Source organism: Janthinobacterium sp. P210006, assembly GCF_036231885.1.
Lineage (GTDB): Bacteria > Pseudomonadota > Gammaproteobacteria > Burkholderiales > Burkholderiaceae_D > Janthinobacterium > Janthinobacterium violaceinigrum.
In genome coordinates this window covers 456,719-482,656 of record NZ_JAZARD010000004.1, presented here as the reverse complement: position 1 = coordinate 482,656, position 25,938 = coordinate 456,719, and the positions used below count along the sequence as shown (strand labels likewise).

At 64.1% G+C, this 25,938-nt stretch carries 23 protein-coding genes; 17 read left to right on the top strand and 6 right to left on the bottom strand.

The features are described from left to right. Nucleotides 1–26 precede the first annotated feature (26 nt). The 12 genes from VPH41_RS21940 to VPH41_RS21885 all read left to right on the top strand — a co-directional run bounded on the left by VPH41_RS21940 (nucleotide 27) and on the right by VPH41_RS21885 (nucleotide 13,071). On the top strand, nucleotides 27–836 hold the full coding sequence (locus VPH41_RS21940; protein WP_328571482.1) for a hypothetical protein: 810 nt from the start codon (nucleotides 27–29) through the stop codon (nucleotides 834–836). 1 nt (nucleotide 837) lies between these two features. After that, nucleotides 838–2,478 (top strand): hypothetical protein, encoded by a 1,641-nt coding sequence (locus tag VPH41_RS21935; protein ID WP_328571481.1) that lies wholly within the window; start codon nucleotides 838–840, stop codon nucleotides 2,476–2,478. After that, nucleotides 2,453–3,364 (top strand): glycerophosphodiester phosphodiesterase, encoded by a 912-nt coding sequence (locus tag VPH41_RS21930; protein ID WP_328571480.1) that lies wholly within the window; start codon nucleotides 2,453–2,455, stop codon nucleotides 3,362–3,364. Before VPH41_RS21935 ends, VPH41_RS21930 begins: the two co-directional genes overlap by 26 nt. 24 nt (nucleotides 3,365–3,388) lie before the next feature. Beyond that, entirely contained in the window at nucleotides 3,389–3,976 is a 588-nt protein-coding gene (locus VPH41_RS21925) for a hypothetical protein (protein ID WP_328571479.1), read from the top strand. Nucleotides 3,977–4,125: 149 nt separating this feature from the next. Further along, the gene (locus tag VPH41_RS21920; RefSeq protein ID WP_328571478.1) at nucleotides 4,126–5,151 is read left to right on the top strand and encodes a LacI family DNA-binding transcriptional regulator; all 1,026 of its coding nucleotides are present in this window, start codon (nucleotides 4,126–4,128) and stop codon (nucleotides 5,149–5,151) included. Beyond that, nucleotides 5,151–6,638 (top strand): sugar ABC transporter ATP-binding protein, encoded by a 1,488-nt coding sequence (locus VPH41_RS21915; RefSeq protein ID WP_328571477.1) that lies wholly within the window; start codon nucleotides 5,151–5,153, stop codon nucleotides 6,636–6,638. The genes VPH41_RS21920 and VPH41_RS21915 overlap by 1 nt, the downstream gene beginning before the upstream one ends. Beyond that, nucleotides 6,619–7,644 carry an ABC transporter permease gene (locus VPH41_RS21910; protein WP_287776154.1) on the top strand — a complete coding sequence of 342 codons (1,026 nt, stop codon included), beginning with the start codon at nucleotides 6,619–6,621 and terminating at the stop codon, nucleotides 7,642–7,644. The genes VPH41_RS21915 and VPH41_RS21910 overlap by 20 nt, the downstream gene beginning before the upstream one ends. Nucleotides 7,645–7,732: 88 nt before the next feature. Then, entirely contained in the window at nucleotides 7,733–8,668 is a 936-nt protein-coding gene (locus VPH41_RS21905; protein ID WP_328571666.1) for a substrate-binding domain-containing protein, read from the top strand. A gap of 93 nt (nucleotides 8,669–8,761) precedes the next feature. Further along, nucleotides 8,762–9,814, top strand: coding sequence for a sugar phosphate isomerase/epimerase family protein (locus tag VPH41_RS21900; RefSeq protein ID WP_152281934.1), 1,053 nt, complete (start codon nucleotides 8,762–8,764; stop codon nucleotides 9,812–9,814). Between the two features lie 9 nt (nucleotides 9,815–9,823). Then, entirely contained in the window at nucleotides 9,824–10,972 is a 1,149-nt protein-coding gene (locus VPH41_RS21895) for a Gfo/Idh/MocA family protein (RefSeq protein WP_328571476.1), read from the top strand. A 15-nt stretch (nucleotides 10,973–10,987) separates the two neighbouring features. After that, nucleotides 10,988–11,275 carry a 2Fe-2S iron-sulfur cluster-binding protein gene (locus VPH41_RS21890; RefSeq protein ID WP_328571475.1) on the top strand — a complete coding sequence of 96 codons (288 nt, stop codon included), beginning with the start codon at nucleotides 10,988–10,990 and terminating at the stop codon, nucleotides 11,273–11,275. Nucleotides 11,276–11,391: 116 nt separating this feature from the next. Then, nucleotides 11,392–13,071, top strand: coding sequence for an outer membrane protein assembly factor BamB family protein (locus tag VPH41_RS21885; RefSeq protein ID WP_328571474.1), 1,680 nt, complete (start codon nucleotides 11,392–11,394; stop codon nucleotides 13,069–13,071). Between the two features lie 27 nt (nucleotides 13,072–13,098). On the opposite strand, the gene VPH41_RS21880 is transcribed toward VPH41_RS21885, so the two are convergent. Continuing rightward, nucleotides 13,099–13,410: a hypothetical protein gene (locus VPH41_RS21880; protein ID WP_034783657.1), complete on the bottom strand. Its 312-nt coding sequence runs from the start codon at nucleotides 13,408–13,410 to the stop codon at nucleotides 13,099–13,101. Between the two features lie 92 nt (nucleotides 13,411–13,502). Here VPH41_RS21880 and VPH41_RS21875 point away from each other — a divergent pair, with 92 nt between their 5' ends. Next, the gene (locus VPH41_RS21875) at nucleotides 13,503–13,772 is read left to right on the top strand and encodes a MoaD/ThiS family protein (protein ID WP_152281937.1); all 270 of its coding nucleotides are present in this window, start codon (nucleotides 13,503–13,505) and stop codon (nucleotides 13,770–13,772) included. Between the two features lie 4 nt (nucleotides 13,773–13,776). Next, on the top strand, nucleotides 13,777–14,883 hold the full coding sequence (locus tag VPH41_RS21870; protein ID WP_328571473.1) for a WD40/YVTN/BNR-like repeat-containing protein: 1,107 nt from the start codon (nucleotides 13,777–13,779) through the stop codon (nucleotides 14,881–14,883). Here VPH41_RS21870 and VPH41_RS21865 read toward each other — a convergent pair. Then, the gene (locus VPH41_RS21865) at nucleotides 14,856–15,479 is read right to left on the bottom strand and encodes a TetR/AcrR family transcriptional regulator (protein ID WP_328571472.1); all 624 of its coding nucleotides are present in this window, start codon (nucleotides 15,477–15,479) and stop codon (nucleotides 14,856–14,858) included. The two genes, VPH41_RS21870 and VPH41_RS21865, sit on opposite strands and share 28 nt — an antisense overlap. A gap of 169 nt (nucleotides 15,480–15,648) precedes the next feature. Between VPH41_RS21865 and VPH41_RS21860 the strand changes: the two genes are divergently transcribed. Then, nucleotides 15,649–16,692: an MBL fold metallo-hydrolase gene (locus VPH41_RS21860; RefSeq protein WP_328571471.1), complete on the top strand. Its 1,044-nt coding sequence runs from the start codon at nucleotides 15,649–15,651 to the stop codon at nucleotides 16,690–16,692. A gap of 7 nt (nucleotides 16,693–16,699) precedes the next feature. On the opposite strand, the gene VPH41_RS21855 is transcribed toward VPH41_RS21860, so the two are convergent. Next, nucleotides 16,700–17,032: a hypothetical protein gene (locus tag VPH41_RS21855; protein ID WP_287776142.1), complete on the bottom strand. Its 333-nt coding sequence runs from the start codon at nucleotides 17,030–17,032 to the stop codon at nucleotides 16,700–16,702. Between the two features lie 444 nt (nucleotides 17,033–17,476). Between VPH41_RS21855 and VPH41_RS21850 the strand changes: the two genes are divergently transcribed. Next, the gene (locus tag VPH41_RS21850) at nucleotides 17,477–18,490 is read left to right on the top strand and encodes a substrate-binding domain-containing protein (protein ID WP_152255503.1); all 1,014 of its coding nucleotides are present in this window, start codon (nucleotides 17,477–17,479) and stop codon (nucleotides 18,488–18,490) included. 49 nt (nucleotides 18,491–18,539) lie between these two features. Here the strand turns inward: VPH41_RS21850 and VPH41_RS21845 are convergent, their stop codons facing one another. Next, on the bottom strand, nucleotides 18,540–22,136 hold the full coding sequence (locus VPH41_RS21845; protein ID WP_328571470.1) for an indolepyruvate ferredoxin oxidoreductase family protein: 3,597 nt from the start codon (nucleotides 22,134–22,136) through the stop codon (nucleotides 18,540–18,542). A gap of 194 nt (nucleotides 22,137–22,330) precedes the next feature. Further along, on the bottom strand, nucleotides 22,331–23,272 hold the full coding sequence (locus VPH41_RS21840) for a LysR substrate-binding domain-containing protein (RefSeq protein WP_287776139.1): 942 nt from the start codon (nucleotides 23,270–23,272) through the stop codon (nucleotides 22,331–22,333). A 174-nt stretch (nucleotides 23,273–23,446) separates the two neighbouring features. Here VPH41_RS21840 and VPH41_RS21835 point away from each other — a divergent pair, with 174 nt between their 5' ends. Further along, nucleotides 23,447–24,673: an HD-GYP domain-containing protein gene (locus VPH41_RS21835; RefSeq protein ID WP_152281945.1), complete on the top strand. Its 1,227-nt coding sequence runs from the start codon at nucleotides 23,447–23,449 to the stop codon at nucleotides 24,671–24,673. Here VPH41_RS21835 and VPH41_RS21830 read toward each other — a convergent pair. Continuing rightward, the gene (locus VPH41_RS21830; protein ID WP_152255499.1) at nucleotides 24,670–25,716 is read right to left on the bottom strand and encodes a GGDEF domain-containing protein; all 1,047 of its coding nucleotides are present in this window, start codon (nucleotides 25,714–25,716) and stop codon (nucleotides 24,670–24,672) included. The two genes, VPH41_RS21835 and VPH41_RS21830, sit on opposite strands and share 4 nt — an antisense overlap. Nucleotides 25,717–25,938: the final 222 nt, after the last annotated feature.

Sequence of the window (25,938 nt, the reverse complement as noted above, 5' to 3'; positions counted from 1 at the left end):
TTGCATCTTCGCACTGGTGCAAGCTGATGGCTGGCGTGGCCGCCGGCGTCCTGTTGACGGGCTGCGCCATGACGCCGAACGGCCGTGGCGGCGTCATGATGGGCCTCGATACTGCCGAGCTGTTCGGCACGCCGCTGTCCACCTTCCGCTTGCGCGACGGCACGGAAGGGACCTTGCGCAAGGACCCGCAAGGCAAGTATTCCATCAAGCTGTCGCAGGCGTTTCGCGTCGTGCCGCTGGCCAACGCCATCACGGCCCGCGTGGCGCGCGTGGAAAACGTGGGCGAGCGCACCGTGGTGATCGTGGAAACCCAGGAGCGCAACTGCGTCTACCGCTATGAAGTGCTGGCCTTCCAGGGCACGGACGTGCTGCAGTGGACGGTGGGCAATTGCCAGGACCGCCCCCGCGTGGAACTGGCGGCGGACGCGAAATCGCTGAATATCGATTTTCCCAACTACAACCGCCTGTCGCGCATGATCTACACGGACAACCGCTTGCTCAACGCCAGCGTGCCCGTGCCGCCCGGCGTCGATACGCGCGCGCAGCCGTTTGCCGACGACGCCTTGCGCGCCACGGGCCCCGCCATCGCCACCGTGCCGGGCAATGACAGCGGACGCGTGATTCCCGCTGCCCCGGCCGCCGCTCCTGCGCCGGCCGCCGCGCCGAAAGCGGGTAGCCGCGCCAGCGCCAAGCCGCGCCGCCAGGACACCGCGGCCAAGGCGGCGCCCGCCGCCATCAGCCTGCCCGCGCCGCGTGCCGCCGCTGCCGCGCCGGCGGCGCCCATGGTTTTCCAGGCTGAAGAGATCAAGCCCGTCGTCATCGATCTGAGGAAATAAGATGGCCGCGAGTTTGCGCAGTCTGCAGATCCGGCAGACCCTGATCCTGATCGTCCTGACGATCATGTACCTGTGCTTCGAGCTGGGCTTCAATGCCCGCCTGCTCGACGTGGTGGGCGGCGACGTCAAGCCGCAGGACGTGGAGGGCGTGGAATTCTATGGCCGCAGCCTGTCGGGCATCGCCGCCGCGCTGGTGGTGCTGCAGCTGATGTGGCGCCGGCGGCTGAAGAACAATGGCAGCGGCCCCAGCTGGAAAAAAATCGTCTTTTGCTGCGTCGCCACGGCGGCGGTCGTGTTCGGCATTTTGAAGACCACGGTCACGGTGCTGGTGGAAACGCGCGATGCACAATTTCGCCGCCTGGCTTTCAACACCACCCTGATGCAGCGCTCGCTGGTGGGCGGCAGCCTGCAATTGCAGGGCCTGGTCGACGATCCCACCCTGTTCGCCAAGCCCGAGGGAAAAGCTTTTCTCGCGCTGTTTCCGTTCCTGGCCGTCTCGGTCGGCCACCTCGATGAGCGCATGGAGCCGGCCAAGGAGCAGTTGATCAACTTCAATGTTCGCAAGATCGCGGGCGGCGCGGCCGGCTACTATGACAAGTACCAGCAGGCGATCGGCGAAGTGCACGACAAGTGGAAACTGTATTCGGGCATCATTCCCGACGACGACGCGGGCTTGCGCCAGCAGCAAGAATCGGCCTGGAACGATTACCGGCAAAGCCTGTCGCGCCACGGCTGGCAGCCCCATTCCGTGCCGGCGCGGCGCAAGGCGGCCGTGGTCAGCAATGTGCGCAAGAAAGTGCCCGTCTCGGCCAACTGGCATCCTGCCGACCAGTTATCGTTCCGTCTGGCCGTCAAGCGCCGCTATGCGTCGGAAGCGGCCGGCAAGGGCTTGCACGTCAAGGGCGACCGCATTCCGTCTGGCTTGTCCTTCCCCGCCTTCGTGGCGCGCCCCGGCATCCAGGCCTTGCTGCGCGACGGGCCCGACGGCGGCGATGGCAGCGAGGCGAGCAAGGGCTTGCGCTTGCCCAAGGGCGCCGTGGTGCAGGATGCGTATGCGAGCCCGGCCGAGTTCAGCCGTCTGTTCGACCAGTTCGCCGCGCGCCAGACAGCGGAAAAGCTGGTGGAGTACCGCGCCAGCCGCAACGACTTCGAAGTGGGCGGCAAGTACTATGCAGAGGGCAAGGAAGCGGCGCGCGCGGCCATCGTGCCGCCCGTGGCCTTGTTCTTTTCGCTCTTGGGCGCCATCGGCCACTTCTCGAAGCTGCTGTATCTGGTCGCCACCGTGGGCTTGCTGGTGCTGGCGGCGCGCCGGGGCGAGCAGGCGGGCGCCGACGGCCAGCTGAGCCGACGCTCCGCCTGGATCGCCACGGGCGTGCTGGCCGGCGCCTTCCTGGGAACCTGGGGCATTTTTACCCTGTCGGACAATAATGTCACGAAAAGCGAGCTGTTCCGCCAGATGCTGGACTGGAACCGCCAGGCCGACGGCGACAGCACGCGCTGGCAAATCGCCGGCAAGGGCTTGCTGGCCAATATCACGCACGTCGTGGCGGTGGGGCAGGGCTACAGCTACCCCGTCAACGAAGCGATCCGCATCCACGTTTTGCAGGGAATTCACTATGGCTATCACCCGCAACAAAAATAAGGCGGCCGCACTGGCCTTGCTGCTCAGCATGGCCAGCACGGCCGTCCAGGCCGATTGCCTGGGCATGAAGGTGCATGCGCACCGGGGCGCGGGCAATGCGCCGGAAAACTCGCTGAGCGCGCTGCGCAACACGTATTTCGGCACCTGGGACGGCGTCGAGACCGATTTGCAGCTGCTGGGTGACGGCAGCTGGGTGGTGCACCACGACCTGCTGACAGGACGAGTGGTCGACACGGGCTCGCCCCGCACCGTGAAACAGCTGACGGCCGACGACTGGCGCGCTGCCAGCATGAAGAACCGCGGCGTGGCCACGCCGGAAACGCCGCCGTTCGTCAGCGATGTCGCCGACCTGGCGACGGCATTCCCGGCCAAGACCCTGAACGCGGAAATCAAGGATGTGGTGGCGTCGTGCGCGCCCATCGCTGCCCTGGTGGGGCAGTTGCGTACGAACATCAAGCACGGCAACTGGTTCTTGACCTCGGGCGTGCCGAACAACCTCGCGTGCGCGCGCCGCGCCGACCCGCAGGGCTACCTGGGTTTGCTCGTGTTTGACGCGCGCAATGCGCAGGCGGCCGGCGCCAACCGGGTCAGCCGCTATATCGCGAAAAATGCCCGCCCGCCCAAGCTGGACAAGCCGTGGCTGCAGCGCGTGCAGCAGCAGATCGGCATGCCGGCGGGCGTGCACGTGGATGCGCGCAGCCTGGACGCCAACCCGGCCTTGCTGGCCGATGCCGCCAGCCTGAACATGCCCGTCTTCGTGTACGCCGTCGATGGGGACTCGGCCCTGGCCGCGTCCCTGTTGCGGGCCCAGCAGCGCAGCCACCGCTTGCCCAGCGGCGTCATTCTTGACGGCAATCCCGAAACGTTTTGTGCGATGATGAAGTAAGCTCTTTCACTGCGAGAACACGCCATGACCTTGCCGCAACCCGACCCCGCCGCCGCGCTTGCCCGTAGCGCCATCGGCGCCATGTTCTTCTCCCTGTTTGGCGGCCTGTGGGTGGCCGCCTGGTGCGTGCAGACGTATGGCGCGCATCCCTTGCGCTTGCTGCCGGTGGCCGGCATCACCGTCTTGCTGTTCATGCTGGCGTGGCGCCAGTTCCGCCGCCACCGGGCCGCGCATGCGGCGGCGGAACAAACGCCGCAGGCCAGACGCGTGGGCCGGCTGTTCAATATCGTGAACGCGGGGCAATGGATCGCCATCTTCATCGTCGGCAACGTCCTGAAAAACCTGGGCTTGCAGGCGTGGTTCATACCCGCCGTCATTTTCATCGTGGGCCTGCATTTCTTTCCACTGGCCTGGCTGTTCAAGGCGCGCCGCCACGTGGCGATCGGCATGGCGCTGTGCGTGTGGGCGGTCGGCTATCCGCTGACCGTGCGCCACGGCCCCTTGCATCCCGTCGGCTGCCTCGGTGCCGGCTTGATCCTGTGGGTGGCAGCCCTCGCCGCCGTGCGTGCCGGTTTTGCCGTGCAGCAGAACGCTTGGCAAGCCCAGAAATAGCTGCTGCCGGCGGCCCGCGCAGGGCCGTCTTTTCCCCTTTTTTGGCCGATTTCCTGCCTGTTTTTTGCGCATTGCAGCATCGATAATGTTTGCATCGCACGCCTGACTGGCCTATAAATGTAATCGATTACATTTTATTGAGCACCGACATGCCGCCAGCCGTTCCATCATCCTTGCCCGCAGAAACCGTCTCCATCAGCGCCGTCGCCGCGCATGCGGGCGTGTCGGTGGCCACCGTCTCGCGCGTGATGAACGAGCAGGCGGGGGTGCGGGCGCCCACGCGCGACAAGGTGCTCGCTTCCGTGGCGGCGCTGGGTTACCGCATGAACCATCTGGCGCGCAGCCTGCGCACGGCCGAGAGCCGCATGCTGCTGACCATGGTGCCCGACGTGGGCAACCCGTTCTATGCGCAGATCGTGCGCGGCATCGACACGGTGGCGCGCGAACACGGCTATTTCGTCTTGCTGTGCGACACGGGCGCCGATGCGGGCCGCGAGCGCTCGTATTTCGACTTGCTGCGCATGCACCGCGCCGATGGCGCCATCTGCCTCGATCCGGACACGGTGCAGCATGCCCTGTCGCATGAATCCGTCAGCCTGCCGTGGGTGGCCTGCTGCGAATTCGATCCCGCCGTGGCCGTGCCCTATGTCGGCATCGACAACCACCGGGCCGCGTCCGACGCCGTCGCGCATCTGCTGGCGCGCGGCCATACGCGCATCGGCCTGATCAATTCGGATGAACGCTATCTGTACGCGCGGCAACGCCAGCAAGGCTATCTGGACACCCTGGCGGCCGCCGGCTTGCCCGTGCAGCCGCAGTGGGTGCGCACGGTGCAAAGCCTCGATTACGAAGCCGGCACGGCCGCCGCGTTGCAGATGATGGCGGGACCCGATGCGCCCACGGCCATCTTTGCCGTCTCCGACACCCTGGCCATCGGCGTGCTGAGCGCGCTGCGCCAGCTGAACAAGCGCGTACCCGAAGACGTGGCTGTGATCGGCTTTGACGATATCGCCATTGCCGCGCAGATCGATCCCGGCCTCACCACCATCGCGCAACCGATGCGCGAGCTGGGCGAGACGGCGGCCCGATTGCTGCTGCAGCGCTTGGCAGACCCGGCGGCGCAGGTGCCGGGCGTGCTGCTGAACCATCATTTGGTCTTGCGAGGGAGTGCATAGTGAGCGTTGCCGTCGGTTTCGAGGGAGTCTGCAAGGATTTCGGCCCCGTGCGCGTCTTGCATGGCGTCAGTTTTACCCTGGCGCCCGGGCGCGTGTATGGCTTGCTGGGAGAAAACGGCGCCGGCAAGTCAACCCTGATGAAAATCCTGGCCGGCTATGAAGGCGTGAGCGAAGGGCAGTTGCTGATCGATGGCCAGCCCCGGCGTTTCAGCAGTTCGCGCGCAGCCGAAAGCGCCGGCATCGTGCTGATCCACCAGGAATTCAACCTGGCCGAGCACCTGACGGTGGCGCAAAACATGTTCCTCGGCCACGAAAAGACGCGCGGCTGGCTGCTGGACGAGGCCGCCATGCGCGAGGAAGCGTCGCGCTACTTGAAACAGGTGGGCCTGGACGTGTCGCCCGACACGAAGATCCGCGACCTCATCGTGGCCGAGAAACAGCTGGTGGAAATCGCCAAGGCCCTGTCGCGCCGCGCCCGCTTTTTGATCATGGATGAACCGACGGCCACCCTGACGTCGTCGGAAACCCAGCGTTTGTTTGCCGTGATGGCGCAGCTGAAAGCGGACGGCGTCACCATCCTGTATATCTCGCACAAGCTCGACGAAGTGGAGCGCAACACGGACGAGGTCATCGTCATGCGCGACGGGCGTTTCGTCACGCGCGAGCCGACGGCCAGCCTCACGCGCCAGCAGATGGCGAACCTGATGGTGGGGCGCGAACTGTCGGACATGTTCCCGGCGAAAGTGGCGCTGGCGGCCGACGCCCCCGTGCTGCTGAAAGTCGAGGGGCTGACGGTGCCGGGCTGGTCCAGGGACTTGTCCTTCGAGGTGCGCGCGGGCGAAGTGCTGGGCTTTGCGGGCCTCGTGGGCGCAGGGCGCACGGAATCGTTCGAGGCGTTGCTGGGCTTGCGCCCGCGCAGCGCGGGCGTGATCCATCTCAACGGCCAGCCCGTGGACATCCGCAGGCCCAAACAGGCGATGCTGCACGGCATGACGTATTTGAGCGAAGACCGCAAGGGCAAGGGCTTGCACGTGAACCTGGGCTTGCGCGAAAACCTCACCCTGATGACGATGGAGCGCTATGCGCGGCCGTGGCTGGACGTGACAGCGGAAAAGGCGGCGCTGGCCAAGGCCGTCGAGGACTTCAATATCCGCACGGGCGACCTCGATAGCCGCGCGCGCATGCTGTCGGGCGGCAACCAGCAAAAGCTGGCGCTGGCGAAATACCTGCATTCAGACCCCCGTGTCGTCGTGCTCGATGAACCGAGCCGCGGCGTGGATGTGGGCGCCAAGCGCGACATTTATTTTCTGATTCACCGCCTGGCTGCCGAAGGGCGCGCCGTGATCGTGATTTCATCCGAACTGATCGAATTGATCGGCCTGTGCCACCGGGTCGCCGTGATGCGCGCCGGCACCTTGCAAGCCACCCTGTCTGCTGACCACCTGACCGAAGAGGAGTTGATTGCCCATGCAACCGGCACGCACTGACACCACCGTATCCACCGGCGCCACCGGTGCCAGCATCGCCAGACTGGGCGCGCGCATCAAGGGCTTTGGCCCCGTGCTGGGTCTGCTTGCCCTGTGCATCGCGGGCACCTTGCTCAACGGCGACTTCGCCACTGTGGACAACCTGATGAACGTGCTCACGCGCACGGCCTTCATCGGCATCATCGCCGTCGGCATGACCTTCGTCATCATCTCGGGCGGCATCGATCTGTCGGTGGGCTCGATGGCAGCCCTGATTGCGGGCTGCATGATCTATTTCATGAATGCGCTGGCGCAAGGGGCGGGCGGCAACCTGGCGCCGATCACCATGCTGGTGCTGGGCATCGCCATGGCCCTGGTACTGGGCGCCGGCTTTGGCCTGATGCATGGCTTGTTGATCAGCAAGGGCAATATCGAACCGTTCATCGTCACCCTGGGGACCTTGGGCATCTTCCGCGCCGTCTTGACGTACCTGGCCGATGGCGGTGCGCTGACCCTGGATGCCACCCTGTCCGAGCTGTACAGCCCCGTCTACTACACGAGCGTACTGGGCGCGCCCATCCCCATCTGGATTTTCCTCTTCGTCGCGGCGGGGGGCGCCGTCATCCTCAACCGCACGACCTTTGGCCGCCATGTGCAGGCGATTGGTTCCAACGAGCAAGTGGCGCGCTATGCAGCCATCAATGTCGACAAGGTGAAGATCGCCACCTACATGCTGCTGGGCGTATGCGTGGGTATCGCCACCGTGCTGTACGTGCCGCGCCTGGGTTCGGCCACGCCCACGACGGGCTTGCTGTGGGAACTGGAAGCGATCGCCGCCGTCGTCGTGGGCGGCACGGCCCTCAAGGGGGGAGAAGGGCGCATCGTCGGCACCGTGATCGGCGCCATCCTGCTGTCCGTGATCAGCAATATCCTGAATTTGACCAGCATCATCAGTGTCTACCTGAATGCCGCAGTGCAAGGCGTGGTAATCATCGCCGTCGCCTTCCTGCAGCGAGGCCGCAAATAAAACAAGAGCGGCGTTCTGAAAGGGCGGCCACCGGGCGCCCACAACCTTGGAGGAGAGCAGCATGAAGAGCTTTATACGGGTAGCAGGGATGGCAGTGCTGGTGATGCAGGCGTGGGCGCTGCCGAGTGCGCAGGCCGCAGAAAAGCTGGTCGTCGGCGTGGCCATTCCCACGGCCACGCACAGTTTCACGTCCGGCATCGTCTGGTGGGCCAACCAGGCCAAGGCGGAGCTGGAAAAGGCCCATCCGGGGCTGAAGATCATCGTCAAGACGGCCGCCACGGCGCCCGAACAGGCGAACCAGTTGCAGGACATGTTGACGGTGAACAAGATCAACACACTGGTGATTTTCCCGATCGAATCGGCCTCGCTGACGCAGCCCGTGGCGCAAGTAAAGAACAAGGGCGTGTACGTGACGGTGGTGGACCGCGGCTTGACGAACACGCAGTCGCAGGATGCCTACATTGCGGGCGACAACACGGCGTTTGGCAAGCTGCCGGCCGAATACCTGGCGAGAAGTCTGAATGGCAAGGGCAATATCGTCGCGCTGCGCGGCATGCCGACCACCCTGGACAACGAGCGCTACGACGCGTTTTCCGCCGTCATGAAGGGCCATCCCGACATCAAGGTGCTGGACGCCAAGTATGGCAACTGGAACCGCGACGATGCCTTCAAGGTCATGCAGGATTACCTGACCCGCTTCAAGCACATCGACGCCGTCTGGGCCGCCGATGACGACATGGCCATCGGCGTGCAGAAGGCCATCGCGCAAGCCAAGCGCACGGACATCAAGCAAGTGTTCGGCGGCGCGGGCGCGAAGGGCGCCGTGAAGAAGATCATGGATGGTTCCGACCCGCTGATCGTGGCCGACGTGTCGTACTCGCCCAAGTTCATGTACGACGCCATCAAGCTGACGACGGAAGCGCGCCTGAAAGGTGATAAATTGCCGGCCAATACGATCATCCCGTCGGTGCTGATCACGCGCGAGAACGCCAAGCAGTTTTACTTTCCGAACTCGCCTTTTTAAAATCTGGGGTCAGACCACCTCGCCCGCTAGCAATGACCTTTGCGTTAGCGGCATTGAGGGTCTGACCCTGGCTTTATCTAACAGGACATCGATATGAAAACCATCCAGGGCCCGGCCATCTTCCTGGCCCAGTTTCTCGGCGACGCGCCGCCGTTCGACTCGCTCGAGCACCTGGCGCAATGGGCGGCCGGCCTGGGCTACAAGGGCTTGCAGCTGCCGACGGCGCCGCGGCTGTTTGATCTGGAGCAAGCGGCCAGCAGCCAGCAGTATTGCGACGACGTCGTCGCCCTGCTGGCGCGCCACGGCTTGCAGGTGACGGAATTGTCCACGCATTTGCAGGGCCAGCTGATCGCCGTGCATCCCGCCTATGACGCCCTGTTCGACGGTTTTGCGCCCGAGCACGTGCGCGGCGACAGCGCTGCCCGCACGGCCTGGGCCACGCAGCAGCTGCTGTGGGCGGCCACCGCTTCGCAGCGTCTGGGCTTGCGAGCGCACGTGACGTTTTCCGGCGCGCTGGCCTGGCCCTATCTGTACCCGTGGCCGCAGCGCCCCGCCGGCCTGGTGGAGACGGCGTTCGCGGAACTGGCGAAACGCTGGCTGCCCATCCTCGACGCCTTCGACGCGGCGGGCGTGGACCTCTGCTATGAACTGCATCCGGGCGAGGACTTGCACGACGGCGTGACGTTCGAGCGCTTCCTGGCCGCCGTCGACGACCACCCGCGTGCATCCATCCTGTACGACCCCAGCCACTTCGTGCTGCAGCAGCTCGACTACCTGGCCTTCATCGACATCTATCATGCGCGCATCAAGGCTTTCCATGTCAAGGACGCGGAATTCCGGCCCAACGGGCGCCAGGGCGTGTACGGCGGCTATGGCGACTGGCAAGACCGGGCCGGGCGCTTCCGTTCGCTGGGCGACGGGCAGATCGACTTCAAGGCGATTTTTTCCAAGATGGCGCAGTACGACTTTCCTGGCTGGGCCGTGCTGGAATGGGAATGCTGCCTGAAGCATCCCGAAGATGGGGCGGCCGAAGGCGCGCGCTTCATCCGCGAACACATCATCCACGTGGCCGAACACGCATTCGACGATTTTGCGGGCAGCGCGGTTGACCAGGATCAAATTCATCACTTGCTTGGCTTGAATTAAGGAGACGACATGCAGCGACGGATACGCTTGGGCATGGTAGGGGGCGGGCAGGGCGCGTTCATCGGCGCCGTGCACCGCATCGCGGCGCGCATCGACGACCAGTATGAACTGGTGGCGGGCGCCCTGTCGTCCGACCCGGCGCGCGCGCAGGCAAGCGGCGCCGCGCTGCACCTGTCACCGGACCGCTGCTACAGCGATTACCGCGCCATGGCGCTGGCGGAAAGTGCGCGCGCGGACGGCATCGAGGCGGTGGCCATCGTCACGCCCAATCACTTGCATGCGCCCGTCGCCACGGCATTCCTGGAAGCGGGCATCCACGTGATCTGCGACAAGCCGCTGGGAATATCTCTGGCGGAAGGCCAGGCGCTGGCGGCGCTGGCCGGGCAGAAAAAGCTGCTGTTTGCACTCACGCATACCTACAGCGGCTATCCGCTGCTGCGCCACGCGAAAGCCATGGTCGAGGCGGGCGATATCGGCGCGCTGCGCCTCGTGCAAGTGGAGTATTCGCAAGACTGGCTGGCCGATGCGATTGGGGCGGGTGGCATGAGCGAAGGCAACTGGCATAACGACCCGCGCAAGGCGGGGCCCGGCGGCGTCCTGCTCGACGTGGGCTTGCACGCGTATCACCTGGCGCAATTCGTCAGCGGATTGACGCCGCATGCCGTGCTGGCGGAATTGTCCACCTTTGTTCCGCACCGCACCCTGGACGACCACGTGCAGGTGATGCTGCGCTATGCGAACGGGGCGAAGGGCACCCTGTGGGCCAGCCAGGTGGCGACCGGTTGCGAAAACACGGTGCGCCTGCGCCTGTTCGGCAGCAAGGCGCAGCTGGACTTTGACCAGGAACAGCCGAACGAATTATGGTTCACGCCGCAGGGCGGCAACCGCCAGCTGCTGCGCCCGGGCCGGGTCGACAGCGCGGCGGCGCGCCATGCGACGCGCGTGCCGGCCGGCCATCCGGAGGGGTATCTGGAAGCGTTCGCCCAGCTGTACCTGGATGCGGCCTTGCGCATCCGCGCCCTGCAAGCGGGGGAGCCCGTGCCGGAGGCGGCGCGCTGGCTGCCGACGGTGGTCGATGGCGTGGCGGGCCTGGCCTTTGCGGAAGCCGTGCTGCGCAGCCATGCGGATGGCGCTAGCTGGACGACCTTGGCAAGCTGACTGTTACACTGGCGCATGCACGCGCCCTTTACCATCACTCTCCTTCCCCAAGGCTGGCAATTCCCGGCCGAGGCCGGCACCACGCTGCTGGCCGCCGCCGAACTGGCCGGCATCCGCCTGCTCAGCTCCTGCCGCAACGGCACCTGCCGCACGTGCATCTGCCACATGCCCGAAGGAACGATACGCTACACGGTGGACTGGCCCGGCATCAGCCCCGATGAACGGCTGGATGGCTACATCCTGCCCTGCGTGGCCGTGGCGGAAAGCGATATCACCATCCAGGCGCGGGCCGTGCGCAAGTAAAGCACCGCCGTGAGTATTTGTTAGATTTTGGCAATGTTTCCCATGCTATAACATTCGATTCAGGTTTCCAGCACACCTCCATTGGGGAGGAAATGAAACCTCAACATGGATATCGCATGCGTACATTATTCCCTTTGTTGTGGCGGGCCGCCGCATTGCCGCTGGCTATCACGACGACCTTGTCCGCCTGTGGCGGCGGTTCCGGCGGTGCTGTTGGCGTACCGCCTGGCTTGCAGGAAAAACCCGGCATGATCTTGTCGGCAGTCAGCAGCAGCTGCACGGCCCAGCCTGGCGCCATCTGCGATGACATCCACGTAACAGTGCGCCTGGCCGATGGCGTGACCGATACGCGTCCCCAGTCGCATGAAAAACCGGCCAGCGGTACGGCCGGCGTGCTGCAGCAGGCCGACCGCCAGAAGCAGGCAGACGGCAGCTGGCTGCTGACGTTCAAGGCGGTGCCTGGCCTGGCTCCCGGGGTGTACGCGGGCAAGATCGAGCTATCCTTGCCGCTCACGGTGGGGGTGTACAAGACGGAAAGCATGGATTACCAGGTCACTGTCGCGCCGCTCGCCGGCAGCATGGGCGCACTGCAAGCCTTGCCCGGCGTGGGCGACTGGGAAGGCGTGAATGGCAATGCCGCGCATACGGGCCTGGTGCCGGCCACCTTCGACAGCCGCCGCTTCACGCGGCGCTGGACCTGGCTGGGCCCCAGTTCCCCGCGCGCGGTCGTCGGTAGTCCCGTGGTGGCTGCCAACGGCCTCGTGTATGTCAGCCAGCAATCGGCCGCGCCGGTGGAAGGCAGCAGCACCAAATACGTCACCACCTCGACTGTGACGGCGCTCAACGAGAGCGACAGCCAGGCGCGCTGGACGCAGTCGCTCACGTCCGATGGCTATCTGGGCGCGCCGGCCGTTTCGGGCGGCAAGCTGGCCATGGCTGGCTACGATACCGTGCATGTCTTCGATGCACATGCCGGCGGTGTGCCGCTCGGCGTGCGTCCGCCGAATACGAATGGCACGCTGCTGGGGGTTTCCCTTGCGACGGCGCCCACCTTTTTTGGCGGCAATGTCTACGTGGGTGGCAATAACGATATCAGCGGCATCGATGCGGCGGCGGGGCAGACACGCTGGTCTGCCAGCCTTGGCTTGTCCAAGCTGGGCAACGTCAATGACTGGACGCCCGCCGTCAATGGGGACACGGTGTACAGCCATGCGGCAGGGACATTGACGGCGTTCAATATCGCAGATGGCAAGGCCCGCTTCAGCGTGGCGGTGCCGGGGCAGGTGCTGGGCGGACTGAACAAGAGCAGCCTGCGCCAGGCGCCCGTGCTGGCCGATGCGGACAGCGTGCTGCTGCTCAATCAGCGGCCGCTGGCCGGCGAGGCGGCGAATAACAGCCTGAGTCTGGTTGACGTGCATAGCCGCGCCGTGCGCTGGACGGTGCAAGGACAGTTCAGCACGCAGCCGGTGGTGGCGCAGGGCGTCGTGTATGTGGGCAACCAGGCCAGCCAGGCGCTCGAAGCGCGCCGGCTCGGCGACGGCGCGGTCCTGTGGAGCTGGCCCCTGGATACGGCCCTCGATGCGTACTTCGGCGGCGATCTGATCGTCACCGGCAATCTGCTGTTTGTTGGCGGGCGCAACAATACCTATGCGATCGACCTGGCCAGCCACAAGACCGTCTGGACTTACCGCATGGGGGGCAGCCTGGCGTTGTCGCGCCATGGCGTGCTGTACATCCGCCAGGGCACGGATCTACCCGGCGGCAGCATGGTCTTGACGGCCATCAACCTGCAGTAGCCGCCTGCCGCTTGCACGGCGCCTGACTCAGGTGGGCTTGCCGCCCTTGAGGCGCTGCAGCAGCGCGTCCACGCTGTCGCTGACGGGCAGGCCGTGGCGGCGCAGCAGCTGCACGTGCAATACCAGGTTTTCCAGCACCAGCTTGGCCGCCACGGCCAGCAGCGCCAGGTTGCGGTCTTCCGGGCTGAAACTTTCCATCGCGTCGGCCATCTCGCACAGGTGGTTGGCGATCAGTCCGCGCAATTCCTGCTCGTCGAAAGGCAGGTCGGCAAAATCGATGGGGTCGGCCACTTCCACTTCCTGCATCAGCACCGCTAGTTCTTCCGGGGTAATCGTCATGCCTGGCCTCCTTGTGTGCTTGCCTCTATTTTAATTGTATTGGCCGCAAAGGGGACTAGAATGAGGACCAGGCCGATGACGTCGAAGGCAGCATGGCGCACTTGCACTTTACGCAGCAACTGGCACGTTTCCTCGACGTCCCTGTGGTGGCCGTGGACGCGCCACGTTTGCGCGCCGCCCTCGATGCCGCGTTTGCCCGGCAGCCGCGCCTGCGTGGCTACGTGCTCGACGAGCAGGGCGCGCTGCGCCCCAATGTGGTGATCTTCATCGATGGCGCGCGCTGCCGCGAGCGGCGCGTGCTCGACGACGCCTTGCGGCCCGACAGCCAGGTGTATATCTTGCAGGCCCTTTCAGGAGGTTGACGCCATGACAGCAGCCCCGCAGCGCGCGTATCTCGGCACCCGCAAGGGGCTGTTCCAGTTCGATGTCGATGCGGCCGGCGCCTGGCAGCTGGCGCTGGTGCAGTTTGCCGGCGATCCCGTGTCCATGCTGCTGCACGACGGCCGCGACGGCACCTTGTACGCGGCCCTGAACCTGGGCCACTTCGGCGCCAAGCTGCACCGGCTCGACGGGGGCGCCAGCGCGTGGCAGGAAGTCGCCGTGCCCGCCTATCCCGCCAAGCCCGAAGACAGCAGCGATGCGGTGGACTGGACCTTGCGGCAGATCTGGTCGCTGGCGGCTGGCGGCGAGGACCAGCCCGGCGTGCTGTGGGCGGGTACCCTGCCGGGCGGTCTGTTCCGGTCCGGCGACCGCGGCGACAGCTGGCAGCTGGTCGAGTCCCTGTGGAACGTGCCGCAGCGGGCACAGTGGTTTGGCGGCGGCTACGACGTGCCCGGCATCCACAGCATCTGCGTCGACCCGCGCGACAGCAACAAGGTGCTGGTGGGCGTGTCCTGCGGCGGCGTCTGGCAAACGCTGGACGGCGGCGCCAGCTGGGCCTTGAGCGCGACGGGCATGCGCGCCGACTACATGCCGCCCGAGCTCGATGAAAACGAAGCCGTGCAAGACCCGCACCGCATCGTGCGCAGCGCTGGCACACCGGACGCGCTGTGGTGCCAGCACCATAACGGCATCTGGCATTCGGAAGATGCGGGCTGGCACTGGCAGGAAGTGACGACGGCGCCCCTGTCGCATTTCGGCTTTGCCGTGGCCGTGCACCCGCGCGATGGCGATACGGCCTGGTTCGTGCCCGCGCAGGCGGACGTGCTGCGCATCCCCATAGACGGCGCGCTGGCCGTGACGCGCACGCGCGACGGGGGGAAGAGTTTCGAAGTCTTGCGCGAGGGCTTGCCGCAGCAGCATTGCTACGACCTTATCTACCGCCACGGGCTGGCGCTGGCCGACGATGGGCGCAGTTTGGTGATGGCGTCGACGACGGGCGGCGCCTGGTATTCAGGCGATGGGGGCGAACATTGGCAGACCTTGTCTGCCCACTTGCCGCCCGTTTATGCTGTCTGTTTTGTCACGCCGTAATAGCACAGGAAGATATCGACGGCCAGCGCCGTCACTTCGCGCCGGCGTGCCGGGCCCAGCAGGGGTTCGCCCAGGGTGATCTGCGGCCAGAAGGCAAAGGTTTTTAACGGCGACATCAGCAGGTGCGCCACTTCCACGGTCTCGCCCGCCTTGATGCGCCCGTCCTGCTGCGCCGCGCGGATCCAGATATTCAGGCCTGTTTCCTTTTCATTCAGGCGCGTCACCATCGCTTGCGCGCGCTCGGGCGAGTGGATGGTCTCGCCAAAGATCACGCGCGCCAGGTCGATGAAGGCCGGATCGCACAGCAAGTCCATCTTCTGCTCGACCAGGGACAGCACCTGGGGCCGCAAGGGCTGGTCGGCAACATAGGGCACGGCAGGCTGGGCCATGCTGCTTTCCCACATGCGCTGCAGGATTTCCGCAAACAGCTCGTCCTTGCTGGGGAAATGGTTGTACACGGTGCGCTTGGATACGGCAGCCGTTGCGGCGATCTTGTCCATGCTGGTCGCATCAAAACCGTGCTCGCGGAACTCGGCGATGGCGGCATCGACGATGGCGACGCGCTTGCGGTCGGTGAGGCGTTGCGGTGCGGCCATGGCGGGAAATCTCCTTTGAAAACAATATTTTACACCTCTTGGTTTACTTTGCCAGAAATAGGAACTACACTGTGTAGTGTAATTTAACCCTTGTTAATTCTTTGCCGGGCCGCATATGCACTTGCACCGAGTCGCACGTCGTCTCTTCTTCCTGGGAGTCCTGATCATCATGAGTTCTTGCACCTTGCGCGCCGAGCCTGCGGCGCTAGCTGAATCACCACAACGCCACGACGGCAAGTTCCGCAATCCCGTGCAAATGCACAAGCTGGGCACGGCAGCAACGCTCAAGCTGATGTGGACATTCTTCTTTGACAAGCCGGACAGCACGGTGCCGGCCGCAGCCGTTCCCGTGCAGGCGCTGACCCGGGCGCAACTGCTGGCCGCGCCCGACAACAGCCTGTTCCGCCTTGGCCATTCGACCCTGCTGTTGAAACTCAACAACGAATTCTTCCTGACGGATCCCGTGTTTTCCGAGCGCGCCTCGCCCGTGCAGTGGGCAGGGCCGAAGCGTTTCCACCAGCCGCCCATCAGCATTGCTGACTTGCCGCCGATCAAGGCCGTCATCCTGTCGCACGACCATTACGACCACCTCGACCATGCCGCCGTGCTGCAACTGGCCGCCAAGACGGAGCACTTCGTGACGCCGCTGGGCGTGGGTGATACCCTGGTTGAATGGGGCGTGCCCAAGGACAAGGTGCAGCAATTCGACTGGTGGCAGGGCACGACGATTGCCGGTGTGAAACTGGTGGCCACGCCCTCGCAGCATTTCTCGGGACGGGGCTTGTTTGACGGCAATCAGACCCTGTGGGCGTCGTGGGTCATCGATGCGCCGGACGTGCGCGTGTTTTTCAGCGGCGACTCCGGCTATTTCGGCGGCTTCAAGCAGATCGGCGACAAGTACGGCCCGTTCGACGTGACCATGATCGAGACGGGCGCCTACGACAAGCTGTGGCCGGACGTGCACATGCAGCCGGAAGAAACCCTGCAAGCCCACCTGGACTTGCGCGGCAAGTGGCTGATGCCCGTGCATAACGGCACCTTCGACCTGGGGCTGCACGCGTGGCATGAACCGTTCGACCGCATCGCGGGGCTGGCGGCAAAGCAGGGCGTCAACCTGGCCACGCCGCAGATGGGCGAGACGGTCGACCTGACGCAGCCGAAGAAGGGCGAGAGGTGGTGGCTGGCGATGCTGGAAGAGGAAATGGCGAAGTAAGCTTGCGCTACGCCGTCACGTCGATCAGGCGTCCCACAGTCTGGCCATAGCTGTTCAGCTGGGGCGTGTTTTTCGGTGCGGCGGGGATGGCTTGTTGCGGCACGGCCACCTTGATCGCCTGGTCCAGCTGCGGCGCCTGTACGGCGGCGGGGGCATCGGCCTGGGCTTGCTGGCTGCTGCGTTGCGTCTGGCTCAGCGATTCCTGTTCCCGCGCCAGCAACTGGCGGCTTTGCGCCAGTTGTTCGCTGTCGCGCTGCACCTGGTTCTGGCCTTGCTCGACCCGGCGTTGCGCCGTGGCCAGCGAGGCTTGCAGATTGTTGACGGACGTTAGCGAGACCACATTGTTCACCTTTGAAAGTATGCCCAGCGCGCGCGTAACGGGAGAGGCCCGGGTTGATGTGTTGTGTCTGGCGCAACATGCCAGTCGGTAATCTTTACCTGAATCAAGAGTAGGACAAATTCTCGCACAGTTCCAGCTAATTATGCTTTCTTGATAATCTTATCGTGCGCACCCCGTGTTGCCGAACTGGCATGCTGAGCCTGGCGGCGCCATTATCAAAGTGAGTACACGCTTCGCTTGCCTGTCCTTGTCTGTCTGCCATGGACCATGCCATGCTGCGGAGGCGGCACATTTGGCCGCATTAAAAACATTGCTTTTTAAATAGTCAATGTGTTGTTGTTTTTCTACCATGGCGGCGCACGCGAATGCGGGGCCTGTATGGCGCTCTGGGCTATAATTGACGGTCAGAGTTGGTTTCTTTTGCCATACAGACAGGTAGTTAACATGAATCTCAAGAGCCTCGCAATTGCCCTCGGCATGTCGAAAACGACAGTCAGCAGGGCGTTGAACGGCTATCCGGAAGTCAATTCCCGCACCCGTGAAATCGTCCTGGCCGCCGCCAAGAAAGTCGGCTACCGGCCCAATCCGCTGGCGCGCAGCCTGGCCGTCGGCCGCACCAATGTGCTGGGCATGATCTACCCGCTGCTGCCCAGCGACCTGGGCGACAGCGTCTTTCTTTCCGTGGTCAATGGCATGTCCGATGCCGTCGAAGCGTCGAAGATGAGCCTGATCATCGCTCCCGTGTCGCCGCAGAACGAACAGCCGTCGTATGAAACCATGGTGCGCGGGCGCCAGGTCGATGGCCTGGTGGTGGGCCGCACCAAGGTGGTCGACGAGCGCATCGCCTACCTGACGAAGGTGGAGTTTCCCTTTGTCGCGAATGGCCGCACGCGCATCGACGCGCCGTATGCGTATTTTGACTACGACAATGACACGGGCATCGACCTGGCCGTATCGTTCCTGGCCGCGCATGGCCATCAGCGCATCGCGCTGCTGAGCGCGCCGCTGGATCTGCACTTTGCCTTCGAGCGCAAGGAAAGCTTTATCCGCTGCATGGCCCAGGCGGGCTTGCAGCTCGATCCCCGCTATCTGCTCGACAATACCTTCGATCGCCGCAGCGGCTACCAGGCCATGCAGCAATTGCTGGCTTGCTCGCCCCGTCCCACGGCCGTCATCGTCGACAACCATTTGTCCGGCGTGGGCGTGGTGCGCGCGCTGATGGATGCGGGCATTGAAATCGGCAAGGAAATCTCCGTCATCGTCTGGGGCAATGTGGAAGACACCTTGATCGGCATCAACGTCACCACCATCGACCAGCCCGACCTGCGCCGCGCGGGCGCGAAGATGGTCGAGATGCTGCAATCCTTGCTGGCCGGCACGCCGCCGGAACGCTTGCAGGAAATCTGGCAACCGGTGCTGTTGCCGGGAGCGACCGTGGGGCGCTGCCCGGACGCATAAAAAAAACGCAGAGCCGAGGCTCTGCGTTTTTCATTCAAGCGCCGCTGGCTTACGCCGCGTGCTTGCTGCCGTCCGCCAGCTTGGCCAGCAATCTCGCCTTGTCCTGGCGATACGTGGCGACGGCCGCTTCCTTGACGTGGCCGAAGCCACGGATTTTCTCGGGCAGCGCTGCCAGTTCCACGCAGGTGCCCAGGTTCTCCGCCGTCAGATTGACCAGCATTCCCGCCAGCAATTCGCGGTATTCGACGATCAGCGCGCGCTCCATCTTGCGCTCGGCCGTATAGCCGAAGACGTCGAAGGTGCCGCCCCTGAGCCCCTTCGCTTTCGCCAGCAGCTTGAAGGCGCGCCACATCCAGGAGCCGAACTCCGCTTTCACGAGGTGGCCTTTCGCATCTTTTTTCGCGAACAGCGGCGGCGCCAGGTTGAATTTCACGGAAAAATTGCCTTCGAACTGCTGCTGCAATTGCTCCACGAAACGGCCATCCGTGTACAGGCGCGCCACTTCGTATTCGTCCTTGTAGGCCAGCAACTTGAAGTAGTTCTTGGCGACAGCCATCGACAGCTTCTGCCCCAGTCCCAGGGTATTTTCGCGGTCGCGCACCTGCTTGAGCAAGGTCAAGTAACCATCCGCATACGCGGCATTCTGATATGCGGTGAGGAACTCCACGCGCTTCTTGATGACGCTGTCGAGGCTTTGCGGCATCTGCACGACGATGGCTTGCGACGGCGTGGCGATCTGCGTCACCTTGCGCACGTCGACGGCGGCGCGGCGGCCCCACAGGAAGCTTTTCTTGTTCGATTCGATGCCCACGCCATTGAGTTCGATGGCGCGCAGCAAGGCCGCTTCCGTCAACGGGATGCGGCCTTTTTGCCACGCGTAACCGAGCATGAACAGGTTGGCGGCAATCGAATCGCCCATCAGCGCCGTGGCCAGTTTGGTCGCGTCGATGAAGTCGGCCGCGTCCGCGCCGCCCACGGATTCCTCGATCAGCTGGCGCACTTCCGCCGTTGGATATTGCCAGTCGGCATTTTGCGCGAACGTGCCTGGCGGCTGTTCGTGCAGGTTGACGACGGCCAAGCTGCGGCCTGGACGCATTTTCGACACGGCATCCTGCGCGCCGGCCGTCAGCATGTCGCAGCCCAGGATCAGGTCCGCTTCGCCCGTTGCGATGCGCTGGGCGCGGATGTGCGCGGGGGAGCGGGCGATCTTCACGTGCGAGGTGACGGAACCGTTCTTTTGCGACATGCCCGTCATGTCCAGCACGGACGCGCCCTTGCCTTCCAGGTGGGCCGCCATGCCCATCAGCGCGCCCACGGTGATCACGCCCGTGCCGCCGATGCCGTTGATCAGGATGTTGTACGGCGCCTCGCAGCCGGGCAGGACCGGTTCCGGCAACGGGCCGAAGTTGTCCGTCTCGCCCGCTTTGCTTGCGCCCGTCTTGGTTTTCTTTAGGTTGCCGCCCTCGACGGTGACGAAGCTGGGGCAAAAGCCCTTGGCGCACGAATAATCCTTGTTGCACGAGGATTGGTCGATGGTGCGCTTGCGGCCAAATTCCGTTTCCTTCGGCAAGATCGACACGCAGTTCGATTGCACGCCGCAGTCGCCGCAGCCTTCGCAGACGGCGTCGTTGATGACCATGCGTTTGGCGATGTCCGGATACTCGCCTTTTTTCCGGCGCCGGCGCTTCTCGGCGGCACAGGTCTGGTCGTAGATCAGCACGGACACGCCCGGCACCTCGCGCAATTCGCGCTGCACGGCATCCATGTCCTTGCGGTCGTGCAAGGTCAGGTGGGCGGGCAGGTTCGAGCGGTCGCTGTAGCGCGATAAATCTTCCGTTACCAGCGCGATGCGGGCAATGCCTTCGGCCGCCACTTGCTGCGCCATCATCGGTACGGTAATCAAGCCGTCCACGGGCTGACCGCCCGTCATGGCGACGGCGTCGTTGTAGAGGATTTTGTAGGTGATGTTGACCTTGGCGGCTTGCGCGGCGCGGATGGCCAGGTAGCCCGAATGGAAATACGTGCCGTCGCCCAGGTTCTGGAATACGTGCGGCAGTTCCGAGAACGCCGCTTGGCCGATCCACGGCGCGCCTTCGCCGCCCATGTGCGTGGTCAGCTTGTTCATTTCCGGGTAGATCGAGGTGGCCATCACGTGGCAGCCGATGCCGGCCAGGGCCAGGCTGCCGTCCGGCACCTTGGTCGACGTGTTGTGCGGGCAGCCGGAGCAGTAGAACGCGGGACGGAACGGCGTGTTCACGGCCTTTTTCAGGACCGCATCCTTGGCGTCGAGAAAACTCAATCGCGCCTTGATCAGGTCGCAGGTGACGGGATCGGAAATCAGGCGCGCGATGCGGCTGGCGATGACGCGCGCCACTTGCGAGACGGAAAAATCCGCCTTGGACGTGAGCAGCCATTCGCCGCGCGGCGCCACCCATTCGCCTTTTTCGTCGAACTTGCCGATGACACGGGGACGCACGTCGTCGCGCCAGTTGTACAGCTGTTCTTTGAGCTGGTATTCGACGATCTGCCGTTTTTCTTCCACCACGAGGATTTCATCGAGGCCTTGCGCGAATTCGCGCACGCTGTCCGGTTCCAGCGGCCACGGCATGGCCACCTTGAACAAGCGCATGCCCACGTCGGCCGCCATCTGCTCGTCGATGCCCAGCTCTTCCAGCGCTTCCAGCACATCGAGGTAGGACTTGCCGGAGGCAATGATGCCCAGCTTGGCGTTCGGGCTGTCGATGGTGGTGTGGTTGAGCTTGTTTTCGCGCGCGTAGGCCAGGGCCGCATAGATCTTGTAATCCTGCATCAGCGCTTCCTGGTTGCGCGCCTGCTGGCCCAGCGGGATGCTCGACAGGCGCGCGTTCAGGCCGCCTTCGGGCATGACGAAGTCCTGCGGAATCTTCACTTCCACGCGGAACGGGTCGGCATCGATGGAGGCCGACGATTCGACCGTGTCGGCCAGGGCCTTGAAGGCCACGGTGCAGCCGGAAAAACGCGACATGGCCCAGCCGTGGATGCCCAGGTCCAGGTATTCCTGCACATTGCATGGATACAGGACGGGGATCATCGAGGCGGAGAACAGGTGGTCGGACTGGTGCGGCAGGGTCGACGAATACGCGCCATGGTCGTCGCCGGCCACCAGCAGCACGCCGCCCAGCTTGGCCGTGCCCGCATGGTTCATGTGCTTGAAGACGTCGCCGCAGCGGTCCACGCCCGGGCCCTTGCCGTACCACATGGCGAATACGCCGTCATACTTGGCAGGGCCGATCAGGTCCACTTGTTGCGAACCCCAGACGGCCGTGGCGGCCAAGTCTTCGTTGACGCCGGGCACGAACTGCACGTGGTGCGCTTCCAGCTGTTTCTTGGCTTTCCACAGGTTTTCATCGAGGCCGCCCAGGGGCGAACCGCGGTAGCCGGAAATGAAGCCGGCCGTGTTCAGTCCGGCAGCCTGGTCGCGCAAGCGCTGCATCATGGGCAGGCGCACGAGGGCCTGGATGCCGGACAGGAAGATGGCGCCGGAAGTGGCCGTGTATTTGTCGTCGAGGCTGACGGTGGTCAAACGGGAAGGTTCAAGCGGTGTAGATGGCGCGGCACCGGCGTTTCTAGCGAACGCTGCGGAGCCGTTTTCCGTGGTCACGGACATGGCTGTCTCCAAAAGGGTGTTTCAGATGACGGCTGTACAAGGGGCGCGCCCGGTAAGGCGCGCGCTGTGCAGACGGGACGGCCGCGTGTGGGCGGCACATAACTATTTTAAATTTAAAATAGTTAATGTGGTCAGTGTAGAACGAGTCAGGAGCGTGGACAAATACGCTTTGCCGATGGGGGTATAAGAAATACTTATGTCATGGGCGAGAGCACATGCGCCCCCACCCAGCGCCCGCTGCCGCACAGCTCGGCGGCTACTTGCAGCACGAGGTTTTTCACGGCGTTGCCCGCGTTCGTCAGAGGAATGTTTTTCGAGGCGCACAGGGCTACCGTGCGCGACAGCACGGGGCTGTGGATGGCATAGCTGCGCATGGCGCCGCTGTCCAGTTCCGCCAGCAGGGGGGCGGCCGGCAGGATGGTGGCGCCCATGCCGGCCAGGATGGCCGATTTCAGGATGGCGATCGAGTTGATCTCGATCACGTTGGCCGTCTCCAGGCCCAGTTCGCGGGCGCGGCTGTCGATGCGCGGGCGCACGCCGTGCTGCAGGCCCGGCAGGATCAGGGTGGCGCTCAGTGCTTGCGGGAACGACAGTGCGGCGCCCAGGGGCGCGAATGGCGAATCGCTGCGGCAGATAAAGCGCATCTCTTCTTCCACCAGGGGGCTGCAGGCAAACGGCGTGAGCTGTCCATCGTCGAACAGCACGGCCAGGTTGATGCGGCCCGATTTCAATTGTTCGTTCAGGTTGCCCGTGATTTCTTCCGTCAGCTGCAGGGTGATTTCAGGATAGCGTTCGCGCGCGGCCAGCAGCAGGGGCAGGGCCAGGGCGCCGGAGATGCTGTGCGGCAAACCCAGGGTGACATTGCCGGAGGGCCGCGTGGCGCTTTGCGTGACGGCCGAGCGGGCGTCGGCCACCTGTTTCAGGATCGCTTGCGCGTGTTCGTAAAACACCTTGCCCGCATCGGTGCTGAGCACGCCCTGGGCCGAGCGGTGCAGCAGCTGCACGCCCAGTTCCTCTTCCAGCTGGCGCAGCTGCTGCGTCAGGGCCGGCTGCGCCACGTGCAGGACCAGGGCCGCGCGCGACAGCGAGCCGTGGTCGACGATGGCAACAAAGTAGCGTAATTGGCGTAGTTCCATGGATCCCGGATGCGGTGCGTGCGCCGTTGCCAGGCACGGGGCCGGCAACAGCGCGGTGAGCGGAAAAAACAGGGTGTTGCGCCGCAGCGCCGAACGCGGCCAGCAGAATAACAATTTTGTTATACTCATTCTAGCGCCTTCGGTGCTCCAGCCGGGTATTTGTGGGATGACAGCATGCTCAAGAAAGTTGATTCGTCTCAATTAAAAGTGGGCATGTACATCCATGACCTCAGTTGCGACTGGATGACGCATCCGTTCGTGCGCAACCGTTTCCTGTTGCGCAGCGACGATGAAATCCGCAAGATCGTGCAGGCCGGCATCCATGACGTGGTGATCGACAGCGGCAGGGGCCTCGACGTGCAGGACGCGCCCACCGTGGCGCAGGCGCAGGCCGCCACCGAGCGCGAACTGGTGCAGATCGTCACCGCGCCGCCAGTGGTCACGCGCGTGTCGTTGGGCATGGAGCTGGCGCGCGCCACGCAGGTGCGGCGGCAGGCGTCGAGCCTGGTGCGCACGGTGATGGCCGACGTGCGCCTGGGCAAGGCGGTCGAGATCGACCGCGTGCAGCACACGGTGCAAGATATCACCGAATCGATCCTGCGCAATCCCGGCGCCCTCGTCGGCTTGTTGCGCATCAAGAGCAAGGATGATTACACCTTTTTGCATTCCGTCAGCGTGTGCGCGCTGCTGGTGGCGTTTTGCCGCTCGCGGGGCATCGATGCGGCCACCACGCACCAGGCGGGCCTGGGCGGCTTGCTGCACGACACGGGCAAGGCGCTGGTGCCCGACAGCGTGCTGAACAAACCCGGACCTTTGACGCCGGAAGAATTTGCCCTGATCAAATGCCATCCGCGCGATGGCTACGACATCCTGCGCCGCTCGCCTGAGGTGGGGGCCATTCCGCTCGACATCGCCCTGCACCACCACGAACGGCGCGACGGCAGCGGCTACCCGGACCAGCTGGCCGGCGACGCCATCAGCGAACTGGCGCAGATGGCCGCCATCGTCGATGTGTACGACGCGCTGACGTCGGACCGCAGCTATCACAAGGGCATCCCCGCAGCCGAAGCCTTGCGCAAGATTTACGAGTGGAGCAAATTCCACTTCAATCCCGTGTTTGCGCAGGATTTCATGCGCTGCGTGGGTATCTATCCGGTAGGCACCATGGTGATGCTGGAATCGGGCCGCCTGGCCGTCGTCATCGAGGCGCACGAGAGCAATCTGCTGGCGCCGAAAGTGAATGTGTTTTTCAGTACGAAGAGCAAGACCTACATCAAGCCGGAAACAGTCGACCTGTCGCGCGGTTTCGGCTTCGGCGGCGCCGACAAGATCGTCGGCCATGAGTCCGCTGCCAAGTGGCAGGTCGATCCCATGCGTTTTCTCTCCCTCGCGGATGCTTAGAAGAACTCCGCCGTATCGTTCGAGGTGATGGTCGTCAGCAAGCCCTTGGCCACCAGCTCGTCGTAGTGGCAGGCCAGGTTGCGGCCATGGCTTTTCGCGTAGTACAGCGCCTGGTCGGCGCGGCCCAGGATGATCACGGGCGCTTCGTAGGCGTTGATGCTGACGAAGCCCACGCTGACGGTGACTCTGCCCACTTGCGGGAAATCGTGCGCTTCGACATTCGTGCGGAAGCGGTCGATGATCTTCTGCGCATTTTCCAGGGTGATCGAGCGCAGCAGCACGACGAATTCCTCGCCGCCGAAACGGAAGATGCGATCTTGCGAGCGGAACGACGATTGCAGCTGGTTGGCGATCAGGATCAGCACTTCATCGCCATACAGGTGGCCGAACTTGTCGTTGACCAACTTGAAATGATCGACGTCGATCACGGCCAGCCATTGCCGCTCCGTGTCCGTATGGTGGCGCCGCTCTTCATCGACGGGACGCGGCTTGTCCGCTTCCGGTTCGCCGCGGCTTTGCAGGATTTTCGCCAGCTGGTCGTCGAAGGTCTTGCGGTTCAACAAGCCGGTGAGCGAATCGCGTTCGCTGTAGTCGAGCAGGTTCTGGAAATTGCGGTACACGCTGACGATGCCGCCGATCACCTGGATGGTGGCGCCCGTGTATGGCGTGGGGTTGGTGATTTCCAGGCAGGTGGTGACCTGGTCGCCGATCCAGATGGGCAGCCACAGCAGGTGGCGGCCGTCGGCGCACAGGGTGTCGGCGCTCGCCTCATGGCGCGCGATGCAGGCGGCCAGCGCCGGGTAGTCCGACAGCGGTTCGCCCGGCAGGGTAGGATCGGTATGCTCTTCCATGCGGGCCACGCTGCCCGCCACGATGATGGCCCGCGACCGCACGAACACCTGGCCCCGCACGGTGGTCAGGGCCAGCACACGGGTCTGCGACGCGGCAGCGAGTTCCTGGACCGCCGAGATCACGGAAATGTCGAGCATCGTGTGGTCGCGGTGCCCGGTCATGTCCACCATGTGTTTCAGTAGGGAATCCATTGTCGTTCTCTGGAAAGTAGTCACACAAGTGTCGTCATAGCAGCATTGCATCAAGCAAGAGCATGTTCGCGTCCGTCTACAAGAAGCCAAGATTTATTTGGTGGCATGACGCTCTTTACCGCCGGGCGAGAGGCCTTTCCAAAGAAGAGCTAAGCAGGATAATGTCTTTTTGCCTAATAGGCAATTAACGTATGCAATATTTCATGTAAATACATGAGATTC